The following is a 12,644-nucleotide window of genomic DNA, read 5'->3' on the forward strand; positions in this document are numbered from 1 at the left end:
AGACTTGAAAAATCGCATCATGGAAAATAATGGCAAACTATTTCACGAATTTGAACAGGTAGATAAAGCCGCCTGGAAAAGCAAAATTGAAAAAGATTTGAGGGGAGCTAATTATGAAGAAAAAGTAGTATGGAATACAAAAGAAGGCTTTAAAGTCAATCCTTTTTATAACCATGAAGATTTAAATGGTTTGGAATATTTGAAGCAAATCAGTAATTCAGGTATGCAGGAAAATCAACCAGAAACAGGACCTAGACAATGGCTTAATCTTCCGGAAATTCCAGTAAAAGACAAAAGAGAAGCAAACAGGAAAGCCTTATTAGCCCTAAATAATGGAGCAGATGGAATAGTTTTCTCTCTTCCCAAAAACCTGAACAGAGGAGAGTTCAGCCAGTTAATTGATGGAATTCAGTTGCCTTATTGCAGCATAGGATTCAAAGGTATTTATTCTCCCATGGCTTTATTAAAACATATTATTTCTTATACTGAAAAAGCAGGTTTCAATCCGGAAACCCTCCAAGGTACTTTAAATTTCAATTTCGAAGATATCTCTACCGAAGATTTTGCCGAATCATTCGAGTTATTAACCAGTTTACCCGGATTCAAATTAATTCTTACTGTGAACAGGGAAGGTTTAAATTATCAGGAAAGTATTTCAAAGGTGCTTACTGCAGGGGTTGAGCTTATTGAAAAATTAAGAGAAATAAGTTTTGAACCCGATCAGATTTTTAAACAAATTCAATTTAGCTGGGACTCGGGAAACAACTACTTTTTTGAAATCGCTGCGCTAAGAGCTTTAAAAATTTTAATTGTGCAAATAGCCCGGGTTTATGGTTTGGATAGTTTCCAATACCCTAATGTAAAAATTCATGTAAATACCCACATCACTGTAAATGAGGAAACCAAGGCCGATCCTTACCTGAATATGCTTTCGAATACAAATCAGGCCATGTCTGCCATAATTGGGGGCTGTGACTCCTTAACCGTTTTACCTCACAACCTGGGCATTGAACAATCAGATGATTTTGCAGAAAGGATTGCCCGAAATGTGTCCAATATTTTAAAAGAAGAGGCCTATCTGGATAAAGTTGCTGATCCTGCAGCTGGATCGTATTACATAGAAAATCTCACAGACCAGCTTGCGGAGAAATCCTGGAAGTTATTTTCAGAAAGTGTCTAGGTAGAAAATAAGTTTTCGTTTTCCACTTGATCTCTTTACCTGATTCTTCTTTATTTTTTCAGCTTTACGAAGAGAATTTACACACCTGAAATGGTACATTTTTTTACCCGTTCTGACCCCAATTGGAACGGGTATTTTTTTTCTGACCCAAAATGCTGAAAGATTTTAGGAAAATTTTGAACATTTCGTAGAAAAAGTTGAAATTCAGGGCAATTATTTTAAATTATACATGTCATAAATATAGCCTGAATAATTAAAATCTGGTTTTTGCAAAAATCACATCCACCAACAATTTTTTAACATGTTCACAAAAAGATTACTATTAACCTATTTACTAATTAATGCCTGTTTTTTTAGCCATTTATTTGGCCAGTCCAATTACTCGGATTATTCGGAAAGTCAGCTGGATTATGTTTTCAATGAACAATTTGATAACAACGATAATAACTGGAGCAGTGGCACTGCCGGAGAAAGAGTAGGAAAGGTCAATTATGGTTATTACCACTGGGAATCGCAAATTAAAAGTTCAGGATCTACCTGGAAAGAAGTCGATCTTGATGAAAGTAAGGACTTTCAAATTGAAACCAGAATAAAATTTATCACTGGGAATCAATACAATTTTAATGGGCTGAATTGGGGAAGATCATCCGATGGAGATTGTTTCACTTTTGGTTTTAATGACAATGGTGAAAAAAGAAGCGCACGGTATGTAAATTCAGAATACGAAAGCATTATCGACTGGGAAGAATCCAGTGCTGTAAATAAAGATGGTTACAATAAACTAACGGTAAGAAAAGTAGGAAATAATTATTACTTTTTCATTAATGAAACACTGGTAAAAACCAAATCCTTTGAACCCTTTTTTGGCAACAGGATAGGGTTTATGTGTGGAACAAATACCATCATTAATATCGATTACCTCACAGTAGGTTACCTCAAGTCTTTCAGTGCCTCTCCGGCAAATTATTCTGCTTTTTCCACCTCACAGAAAAGGGACATATTTTTCGATGATTTCAATAATAATTCAAATAGCTGGTCATATGGAACTCCGGGCAAAAGAGTTGGAAAAGTAGAAAATGGCTATTATTCCTGGGAATCTTTAACAGATCAGGCCCAACTGACTTCCAAAGAAATTAGCATTGATGAAAATAAGGATTGGGAGATAGAGGCTAAAATGAAATATATAAAGGGGAAAGAATACAGTGCAAATGGATTGCTTTGGGGATATGAAAACGTAAATATTTACAGTTATGATTTCATTTTTAATGGAAATGGCTCCTACAAAATTGATAAATATGAAGGATCTTATGATGATTATGTAAAGTGGACTGCTTCTTCCGCTGTGAATAAATATGGTTACAATAAATTAACCATTAGGAAAGTAGGTCAGAAATTGTATTTTTTTATAAATGAGCAGTTTTTGTACTCTATGAGCAATAAAAAATTCTTTGGTCAGCGGGTAGCTTTTCAGGTGGCTCCACATACAAAAATTCAAATTGATTATTTAAGAGTTTCCTATCTGGACGCCCAGTCTGACACAGATTTCCGATCTTACAGCTATTATTCTTCAAGCCAAAAAGAATCAATATTTTCAGACGATTTTAACAGTGATGTCAATAACTGGGATTTGTCAAAAACAAATGACCAAAGTTCAAAGATTTCCAATGGTTACCTGCATTTTGAACATTACAGAAAATCCGGAGCATGGACAAAATACCGAAAAATTTCATTTGACGAGTCGAGAGATTTTGAAATTGAAACCAGAATGAAAGTGATTACCAAAGGAGATGGAGGCTACCTGAACGCCCTGCTTTGGGGTAAAGAAGAAAGTAGTGATTTTAGGCTGGGCTACAACAACTACGGTAGTTTTAGGGTGTGTAAAACCATTGATGGAGAATGGTCATATTATGTGCCCTGGACCAAAAATGACCAGATAGATCCAAATGGTTTCAATAAGTTAACTGTGAGAAAAATAGGTGCAAATTATTATATGTACATCAATGAAAATCTGGTGCACACCATGCCGTACGAACCTGTTTTTGGAGAAAGGGTAGGTTTTTTGGCCACCCTGTCAACAGAGCTACAGATTGACTATTTAAGAGTTTCTTATCTTAAAAAGAAAGGTGCTTATTCCAGCAATACTTATGTGAGCAATAATACAGGGAATGTATCTCCGGGAGGAAATACCCCAACAGCACCAGCCTATCTGGTTACTGATAATTTAAATTTTTCTGATACTGATCAGGACAATCAGATAGATGGAGGAGAAACCACTAATATTAAATTTGTAATCAGGAATATGGGAAAAGGACCTGCAAAAGCGATGCAGGTAAAAGTCACCGAACAAGCCCGATTAAGTGGTTTAGAATTTAATCCGACACATTATCTTGGTGACCTTGCCCCCGGAGCAGAAAAAGAAGTGATTATCCCTGTGAAAGGAAATATGCAGTTGCAAACTGGTCAGGCGAACTTCCATATAGAAGTATTGGAAGACAATGGATTTGATGCTGACCCAATAAAAATCACCATTCCAACTTTTGCTTTTATGCCTCCGGAACTGGAGATTGTAGATTATCAGTTCTCCAGTGAACTGGGTGGAAAAATGGCCCTTGGTATTCCCATTAACCTGAAAATGGCGGTACAAAATGTGGGTCAGGGGCAGGCTGATAATGTAAAATTAAATATCTCTTTGCCTCAAAATGTATTTTCTGCGGGTGACAATTCTTTTAGCATAGGAAATTTAGGACCGGGTGATTCAAAAACTATTGACTTTGAATTCTTTACCAACAAAAGGTATGCGGATACAGATGTTCCGGTAACTGCTCAGATTTCCGAAGGCTCGGGTAGTTTTGGCAAAACCAAATCCATGGCGGTGAAACTGAACCAGCAATTGCAGAATTCGAATAATGTAGTTGTATCATCCAAAAACATCCAGGTCAATACCCCAATACGACAGGTGTCCTTAAGTTCCGATGTGGATAAAAATATTCCTCAGGTAAATGTGCAGAATCCTGATGCCATTGCTGTGGTTATTGGAAACAAGGATTATAAAAACTCAGATGTGCCTACTGTGGATTTTGCCATCCAGGATGCCCAAATCATGAAAAGGTATCTGATTGAAGCATTTGGTTTCGATGAAAACAATATTATCTATTTTTCCAATGCTTCACAATCAGATTTTAACAGTACATTCGGTAAAAAAGGAAATTACAAAGCTCAGCTTTATAATCTGATAAAGCCTGGGAAATCTGATGTTTTCGTTTTCTACAGTGGCCATGGTGCACCAGATCCGGAAAGTAAGGAAGGGTATTTTGTACCAGTGGATTGTAATCCGTCATTGGTAGCATTTAATGGTTACTCAATTAATACATTTTATGAAAACCTGGCTCAAATGCCTTATAGAAACCTGACCATTGTAGTAGATGCCTGTTTCAGCGGTTCTTCTGATCAGGGAATGCTGCTGCATAACATTTCCCCTGTATTCATAAAAACTGAAAACAAAATTAAAGCTTCGGAAAATTCACTGGTTTTCACCTCAGCAGCTGGAGATCAGGTTTCTTCCTGGTATCCTGAAAAGAAACACTCCTTGTTTACTTATTACTTCCTGAAAGGGCTGCAGGGAGAGGCAGACACCAATAAAGACGGAGTTTTAGTAATGAGTGAAATGAGTGCCTATTTGCAAGAAAACGTCACCTATATGGCCAGGAGACTGAACAACCGGACACAAACTCCGGAACTTTATGGCTTTGATGACAAGGTAATCATGAAGTATTAATTTCCAAATATTTACACTAAAACAAACCCCAGGTTTCCACATGAAACCTGGGGTTTGTTTTTTTAATGGATTCTAATTCGAAAGTTCACTTCTATTCCAATAAACAATCAGATTATTAGTTGCTCTTCCTGAAGCGATAATATCCGGTTTACCATCATTATCCAGATCGGCAATCTTCAAATCCTCACAAGCCATATTATCATCATCTATGATATATGATTTCCAATTTGACCATCTTTTATCAGGCACAAAAAGTTTAATTCCTACTTTTTCCTCATTGTCCTTATTTCTCCATCCCACAACCACCTGATCAAAATCTTTACCCAATAAATCCGCACAAGCCAGCGCATGGCCCTGGTTCAAACTTCCGGTCAAAACCTTTCTTTTGCCAAACTTGAAATTATCATAAAAAACCAACTCGTGGCCATGCATTGCTTCAATTGTTACTAAAAATCTATCATTTTTCTTTTTATTGGAAGTTCCCCATCGCACTTCTCCAGCACCTCTTACTTTGGGTAACTCTTCTCCATTGTCCCACCTCCCAAGGTTATTTTTATAAATTTTCACTCCTTCCTGTCCAGCAATTAGCAACCCTTCGGCCCCGGTTTTTTCATCAGTAACTATATCAAAATTATGTGTTTTATGCATTCCAGTATTAATAAAACCGAACTGCCATGCATTTTTTACTGAAGGTTTGGAGGGCAAATCATAAATGATGACTTTCACAGGATCTCCTTCCCCGTTGTTATTTCCTTCTCCGTGTAAAGGCAACATAACCAGTTGAAAATTACTTTGCCCTATTTTTACCCAATGCATTCGGTGAACTGTTGGTGTATGAAACAAGGGTATTGCCTCCCACATTTCTTCCGGATTTTCAGGTGCAGCAAGGTAAAAAACGGCTCCTGATTCCTCTTTGTTTGAAGTTTCTCCAGGGTTCCATTGGGCACCCACTGCTACTTCCACCCTCCCATCGCCATCCACATCTCTGGCAGCAATACAAACATTATCCCTTTCGGTTAAATTTTCGGCAATTACAAACCTTTTCCAATCCGGATTCCTGTACCATACCACCTGCTTTTTATCCACCATTAAAATATCCTTATTCTGATCTCCATCCACATCACCAATGGCTAAGCCATATCCAATCTCCACTACATTATCTATCACCTGGGCTTCAAATTTTGGAGGTAGCACTTCCTGCGCATAGAGTCTGGAAATGAAAATAATTACGAAAAAAACGGGAAAAATAAGTTTCATAGGTTTGGGCTTTAAAGGTTAGAAAACTGAAGTTTGAAATCAGAATTTAATAAGTTTCTGACCATGGTTGTTGCTGCATATGTAGAACAAGCTAGTGCGACTAACACGAAACAAGTATGGTTTTTCAGGCAGCTAATCATCTGATTACCAACAACAAACAAACCATTTGAATTTAGTTTCTATGGAACAAGGATTTCCACAAATTGTTTAGCAGGAAAAACCTTTCTATTCAATAACGGGGAAATTCACGAGAAAATCAAGCCCGGACAGTAAAGGATAGTTATTTATAGAGGGAAGTTTTGATTTAGGCTACAGAATTTAGAAATTCCCAAAATTATTTTCAAAATAGTCTAAATATGAAAATTCACTTATTGCTGTACCTTTTTTTAATTACTTCTTTTTCCTCAATTGCCCAGGAAAAATTCAATCCAAAATTGCTTACCCATTTTTGGGAAGCCAGTTGGGTAAGTCAGCCTCATGAATTCTTACAAAATTATGGAGTGTATCACTTTAGAAAATCATTTGACTTAAGCCAAAAACCGGAAGAATTTATCATAAATATTTCAGCAGACAACCGCTACAAACTTTTTGTAAACGGACATTATATTGGAAATGGTCCATCCCGGGGAAGTTTACAAAACTGGCGCTTCGAAACCTATGATATTGCGGAATACTTACAACCCGGGAAAAATGTACTGGCTGCAGTAGTCTGGAATTTTGGCGAACATATTCCTGCAGCCCAGATTACCCAACAAACTGCTCTGGTGGTTCAGGGAAATACTGAAAAAGAATGGATAGTAAACACAGATGATTCCTGGAAGGTGATGAAAAATGAAGCCTATCAACCAATTCCACTGTATGAGGCCAAATTAAACGCCTATCTGGTAGTAGGTGCTGGTGAAAAACTAGATGCCGCAAAATACCCCTGGGAATGGGAAAAACTGGCTTTTGATGACAGTAATTGGAACAATGTGAGGGTAATAGAAAGAGCCAAACCCATAGGACTGGGCACGGATGGATCATGGCTGCTTACTCCAAGGACTATCCCTCAAATGACCATGGATTTACTAAGAATGAAAAAAATTGTCCGCACTGAAGGGATTGAAATAAATGATGACTTTTTAACCGGAAATAATCCAATCGCCATTCCTGCAAATACTGAAGTAAAAGTTTTAATTGATCAATCTTACCTTACAGTTGGCTATCCGGAGCTAAAAGTAAAAGGAGGGAAAGGCAGTGAAATTAAAATTACCTATAGTGAAGCCCTGTTTGACGAAAATAACCAGAAAGGGAACAGAGATAAAATTGAAGGGAAAAAAATGAGAGGTTATTTTGACATCTATTTACCTGATGGTAATGTGGACCAAACTTATCATCCCTTATGGAACAGAACTTACCGCTATATTCAGCTTGATATCAAAACAGGAAATGCTCCACTTACAATTGAAGACTTTTACGGCTATTTATCAGTTTATCCATTTGAGGAAAAAGGCAGCTTTTCCTCTGATAATGAAGCATTGGAGAAAATTTGGGATACAGGTTGGCGAACAGCCAGATTATGTGGACTGGAAACTTATGTGGATTGCCCCTATTATGAGCAATTGCAATATGTGGGCGACACCAGAATCCAGGCATTCATTTCCCTTTATGTAGCTGGAGATGACCGTTTAATGAAAAAATCAATCCTTAATTTTAAAAATTCAATCCTGCCTAATGGCCTCACACAAAGCCGATACCCCTGTTCTAAAATGCAACTGATTCCTACCTATTCCCTTTTCTGGGTCACTATGATCCACGATTACTGGATGCACAGGGATGATGAAAAATTTGTGAAAGACCTGATTCCCGCAGTAAGAAATGTGTTGGAATGGTATGAACAACAATTGGATGAAAATCAAATGCTTGGTGCCATGAAATGGTGGAATTTTGTAGACTGGACGGAGGCCTGGAAATGGAATGAGGTGGATAGAATTGGAGGAGTACCAGCCGGAGTAAAGGATGGCAACTCGGCCATTATCTCTTTACAGTATGCCTATACCATTGATTACGCAGTTCAACTTTTTAATGCTTTTGGAGAAAAACACCTTGCCGAAAAGTATGCTAAAATATCGGAGGATCTTAAAAAGGCCACTTACGATTTATGCTGGAATGAAGAAAAGGGCTTAATTGCCGATACTCCGGAAAAAACAATTTTCAGCCAACATGCCAATATTCTGGCTATATTATCTGGTGCCATTCCTCAGGAATCCGTTTCAGCAGTTATGGAGAAAACCATGTACGATACATCCATTATTCAGGCCTCATTTTACTTTAAATTTTATTTATTCCAAGCCATGAAAAAAAGTGGATATGGACATAAATATCTGGAACAGATAAAGCCATGGCAGGAAATGCTCGACATTGGACTGACCACCTTTGCTGAAAAACCCGATCCTACCCGATCGGACTGTCATGCCTGGAGTGCAAGTCCTAATTACGACTTTCTGGCCTTAATCTGTGGTATTGAAACCGCTTCTCCTGGATTTAAAACAGTGAAAATTGCTCCGAATTTGGGCGATCTTAACAAGATTAAAGGGAGCATCCCTCATCCCAATGGAGCATTGGTAGTGGATTTAAATAAAACTAAGAATGGTATTGAAGGTACGGTTACACTTCCTCCCAGAATAACAGGGATTTTCGAATGGGAAGGAAAACAAACGGCCTTAAAAGCCGGAGATCAAAAAATAAAATTTTAATTTTATTTAAGCAGCACAAAAATATTCATTCTTTGCAAGCGGGATCTGTTTTTTTTGGGATACTGCCTTTTGGAAATTTACTCAACCAATTTTAAGCAATTTGAGAAATTAAATTTTTCAAAGGGAAAGCATTATCATTTTCCAAAGCTTAGTGTTATTTTAGGGCCAATGGAAATCAGATTCATACTGAATTTCATTGGCCTTTATTTTTTATTCAAGTCTAACCAAAAAATGCTACTCTCCCCTATCCTTGATACCGGTATTTCCTTTATCTTTTTCTATTTTACCCTCAGCACACTGGCTTCCACCCTCAATGAATGGTGGTTACAATACCGCCAGACGAGAGGAAAACTACTTAGGTGGTCCATAGAGGAAATTATGAATGATCATCTCAATAAAAACTTTGCAGATATTTTATACAACCACCCCCTGGTGGATTTACTGAAGAAAAAGCAAACCAGTTATCCTCCATACATCCCCAATGAGGTATTTACCAAAGTACTAATCGATATCATTGGCGATGAATATGAAAAGAATGAAGGAAAATTTGAGCAAAAGGGAAATGGTGATATTGTTTATGAAAAAGGAGAATTATTAGAGGACAAACTTTTGCGATTTAAAGCAGGGCTGGAAACACTTCAATACAGCGATTTTAAAAAATGGCTGGAAACATTCTGCAAAGATGCCCGAACGCAGGAAGAACTGGAAGAAAATATTTCCACCTGGTTTTCCTACTATATGGAACAGGTGAGAGGATGGTTTAAAATTAGGATTCAAAAAGGCCTGTTTCTTTTGGGGTTAATCATTTCCATTTTTCTAAATGTCAATTCTATACACATTGCCAAGTCTTTTTGGCAAAACCACCAACTTAGAGGGGAAGTAACTTCCATAGCCACCAATTGGTATGAGGAAAATAAAATTAGCTCAATGCCTGAGGAAAGCGATATGCAAACAGTTTATCAGGATTTAAAATCACTTCAGGAATTACCAATTGGATGGAAATTAAATGAGTTATTCAATAACAAAAATGAATTGGAAAAATCACCTAAACCTATTAAACAAAACTTATTTATACAAGGCCTCATTTCAATTATTGGCTGGCTTATGAGTGCCCTTTTTATTTCATTCGGAGCGCCCCTTTGGTTTGAGATACTGGGGAAAGTTATGAGTGTAAAAAGTTCAGCACAAAAAGACAAATAAGCTTCATAAAACAATAAAGGAATGACAATTATCAATTCCCACATCCATACTTTTAGTATCAAAAACACCCCCGACAACTTCCTGCAATATGGAATGCGGAAAGTGCCAAGGGTCCTCCACCCTATCCTAAAAAGGTTATTACAGCAAAAAAAAGTGGCCAGAATTGCCGCCAGACTCATCAAAAATCCATTTCTGTCCAAGCATCTGGCTTTTGTATTAATTGGACTTATGGAAACTCAGGATTTGATTTTTGAAGAGGAGAAAAAGGCTTATCCTGAGGGCACAAAGTTTGTGGTTTTGCCGCTGAATTTTAAGTTTATAGGGTTAGGTGCTCTGCAAAATTCATATACCCAGCAGTTGGATGAAATGATGGAAGTGAAGAGAAAATATCCCAACACTTTTCTGCCATTTGTCCATATCGATCCCAGGGCGGATACGCCCACAGGCAATAAAAACTTTTTAGAAAAATATATTCGTAAAGGCTTTAATGGCATAAAACTATATCCACCATTAGGTTATTACCCTTTCGATCCTGGTTTAGAAAAGGTTTATGAGTTTGCCGTTCAACATGAAATTCCAATCATTACCCATTGTGGTCAGGGAGGGATTTATTTTGCCGGGGAAACCATGCCTTCCGAATTTCAAAATCCGAATAGCTTCGTCAAAGATTATGTACCAAAAATTGAGCCCAGTGAGACCAATGCTCTTTTCTGTGACAATTTCATTCATCCGGATCATTTTGAAGCCGTTTTCAAAAAATTTCCAGATTTAAAAGTCTGCTTTGCCCACTTTGGTTGGGATTTTTACACTGGCAAAGGAAAAGCCCTCTTTAAGCGAGAAGAATTGTTTGAAAAAATTAAAAATTTGCTTCTAAATCCTGATTTTCCCAACATTTTTACTGATGTATCCTACTCACTGGCTGACAAAGCCTTTAATCAAATGTTGTTAAAGGAAATTGAAAATAATCCCGAACTGGCTGATAAAATCTTATTCGGAACTGATTTTTACATGACCACTCAGGAAAAACAAACAGAATCAGCACTTTACCTTAATTTCAGAAAGGTGATGGGGGAAAATATTTTTCAAAAAATTGCAGTGGAAAATCCCAAAAGGTTTTTACAAACAGTCTTCTTTGATGTGTAACCAGATCATTTAAATCATGGGGCTCCAATTTATTTTATTCCCTTTTCTTTTTATTGGAATGTGGGTTTTTATAACTTTTTTAATTTCTAAAGGAGGTTGGAGTAAGTTGGCTGGAAAATTCCAAATAGAAAAACCTCCAATTGCAAAATCATTGGGGTTAATCAGTGGCTATATCAACAAAACCAGGTACAAAAATGCCCTCATCCTGAAATACAATGATGAAGGAATCTTTCTAAGTGTGCTGTTTCTGTTTAGGCTTTTTCATCCTCCGCTGTTTATTCCCTGGGAGGAAATTAAAGGCACAGAAGAATCAAAAGTTTTACTGTTCAAATTCCGAACGCTCAAAATAGGCGATCCTGTAATTGCCAGAATCAAACTCAACGAAAACACTTTTCAAAAATTAAAAAATGCCCTGGAAAAGCATTTATCGGAAAGATAATCTTTCCAATAAGAGCATGTTTAAATTTTAACTGTTTCGCTTGAAAACCTAAATTTTAAACATGCTCTATAACTTATTTTTCTAAACTTCACCCATTTCAAAAGAAAAAAGGTTTCTAATTCCCTGATTGTTTGCATTTTATAAAAGAAATCCTAATTTTAAGAATTAAGGGTAACCTCTTGATTAAGCACCAGTGCTCCACACCGGGTACTCCACACCGGGTGCTCCACAACGGGTACTATTATTTCAGAGAAATAGTAATCTCTCTATCAGTCCTTTATGGCAAAAAAATATAAGCTTAATTTTGAATTACTACTTAAATTATTTTTTTATTTTAAAATTTACATTTTTTTTTGCTCTGCTTACAACCATTAAAACTATGAACCTTAACAAGACCCTGATTTATGGAGCTATCCTTGGGTTAGCTTTAACTATTTGGACCATTATTAATCATGAAATTACCACCAATTCCACTCCAGCCATTATAATGACAGGGCTATTTTTTGGCATTTATGGAATAGTGGCTATGGCATTTTTAAGAATTGAAAAAATCAAATCAGTAGTAAAAAACATCATTCATTTAATAGCTATTGGTGCCATAGGAATTGGTTTATTAGGGGCCGGATATTTTATAAATGCCACCTTTCTAAATAAAAACTATGTGGCTTCAGAAATGGAAAAATCTCATGAAAAGTGGAATACGCTGGATTATAGTGCCGCAAAAGTGAGCCAACAAATAGAATTAACAGAAACATTTCAAACGCCCCTGTTCTGGAGTTTTGAATTAATAAAATTCAATTCTATCATCTTTATTGTAGTATCCACTGCAGTTTTAGCTTTGCATATCCTACTCACAAAAGGTGGAGCAAATCAACCAAAAATTGAATTGGAAACGGCTGGGAATTAGACTACTTG

The 12,644-nt window shown here is 36.8% G+C and carries 8 protein-coding genes; 7 read left to right on the forward strand and 1 reads right to left on the reverse strand.

The features are described from left to right. Window positions 1-19: 19 nt before the first annotated feature. Window positions 20-1,180, forward strand: coding sequence for a methylmalonyl-CoA mutase family protein (locus tag A3EM_RS0120165; RefSeq protein ID WP_157637986.1), 1,161 nt, complete (start codon window positions 20-22; stop codon window positions 1,178-1,180). 301 nt (window positions 1,181-1,481) lie between these two features. Next, a complete protein-coding gene (locus A3EM_RS0120170) occupies window positions 1,482-4,955 on the forward strand; it encodes a caspase family protein (protein WP_020530056.1) in 3,474 nt (1,157 codons plus the stop codon). Between the two features lie 72 nt (window positions 4,956-5,027). Here the strand turns inward: A3EM_RS0120170 and A3EM_RS0120175 are convergent, their stop codons facing one another. Beyond that, window positions 5,028-6,212 (reverse strand): FG-GAP repeat domain-containing protein, encoded by a 1,185-nt coding sequence (locus A3EM_RS0120175; RefSeq protein ID WP_020530057.1) that lies wholly within the window; start codon window positions 6,210-6,212, stop codon window positions 5,028-5,030. Window positions 6,213-6,568: 356 nt separating this feature from the next. Here A3EM_RS0120175 and A3EM_RS0120180 point away from each other — a divergent pair, with 356 nt between their 5' ends. From A3EM_RS0120180 to A3EM_RS0120200, 5 genes are all read left to right on the forward strand, one after another. Next, complete coding sequence (locus A3EM_RS0120180; RefSeq protein ID WP_020530058.1) at window positions 6,569-8,947, forward strand: family 78 glycoside hydrolase catalytic domain; 2,379 nt, start codon at window positions 6,569-6,571, stop codon at window positions 8,945-8,947. A 231-nt stretch (window positions 8,948-9,178) separates the two neighbouring features. After that, window positions 9,179-10,147 (forward strand): hypothetical protein, encoded by a 969-nt coding sequence (locus tag A3EM_RS0120185; RefSeq protein WP_157637989.1) that lies wholly within the window; start codon window positions 9,179-9,181, stop codon window positions 10,145-10,147. A 21-nt stretch (window positions 10,148-10,168) separates the two neighbouring features. Beyond that, on the forward strand, window positions 10,169-11,290 hold the full coding sequence (locus A3EM_RS0120190; RefSeq protein WP_020530060.1) for an amidohydrolase family protein: 1,122 nt from the start codon (window positions 10,169-10,171) through the stop codon (window positions 11,288-11,290). 58 nt (window positions 11,291-11,348) lie between these two features. Next, window positions 11,349-11,729: a hypothetical protein gene (locus A3EM_RS0120195; RefSeq protein WP_169513392.1), complete on the forward strand. Its 381-nt coding sequence runs from the start codon at window positions 11,349-11,351 to the stop codon at window positions 11,727-11,729. A 379-nt stretch (window positions 11,730-12,108) separates the two neighbouring features. Next, window positions 12,109-12,636, forward strand: a complete 528-nt coding sequence (locus A3EM_RS0120200) for a hypothetical protein (RefSeq protein WP_157637990.1) — start codon at window positions 12,109-12,111, stop codon at window positions 12,634-12,636. Window positions 12,637-12,644 lie beyond the last annotated feature (8 nt).

The organism is Flexithrix dorotheae DSM 6795 (genome assembly GCF_000379765.1).
Lineage (GTDB): Bacteria > Bacteroidota > Bacteroidia > Cytophagales > Flammeovirgaceae > Flexithrix > Flexithrix dorotheae.

Excerpts from the sequence above, each read along its gene's own strand:
- A3EM_RS0120165 (WP_157637986.1), top strand. The coding sequence starts at position 20 with ATGGAAAATAATGGCAAACTATTTCACGAATTTGAACAGGTAGATAAA.
- A3EM_RS0120170 (WP_020530056.1), top strand. The coding sequence starts at position 1,482 with ATGTTCACAAAAAGATTACTATTAACCTATTTACTAATTAATGCCTGT.
- A3EM_RS0120175 (WP_020530057.1), bottom strand. The coding sequence starts at position 6,212 with ATGAAACTTATTTTTCCCGTTTTTTTCGTAATTATTTTCATTTCCAGA.
- A3EM_RS0120180 (WP_020530058.1), top strand. The coding sequence starts at position 6,569 with ATGAAAATTCACTTATTGCTGTACCTTTTTTTAATTACTTCTTTTTCC.
- A3EM_RS0120185 (WP_157637989.1), top strand. The coding sequence starts at position 9,179 with ATGCTACTCTCCCCTATCCTTGATACCGGTATTTCCTTTATCTTTTTC.
- A3EM_RS0120190 (WP_020530060.1), top strand. The coding sequence starts at position 10,169 with ATGACAATTATCAATTCCCACATCCATACTTTTAGTATCAAAAACACC.
- A3EM_RS0120195 (WP_169513392.1), top strand. The coding sequence starts at position 11,349 with ATGTGGGTTTTTATAACTTTTTTAATTTCTAAAGGAGGTTGGAGTAAG.
- A3EM_RS0120200 (WP_157637990.1), top strand. The coding sequence starts at position 12,109 with ATGAACCTTAACAAGACCCTGATTTATGGAGCTATCCTTGGGTTAGCT.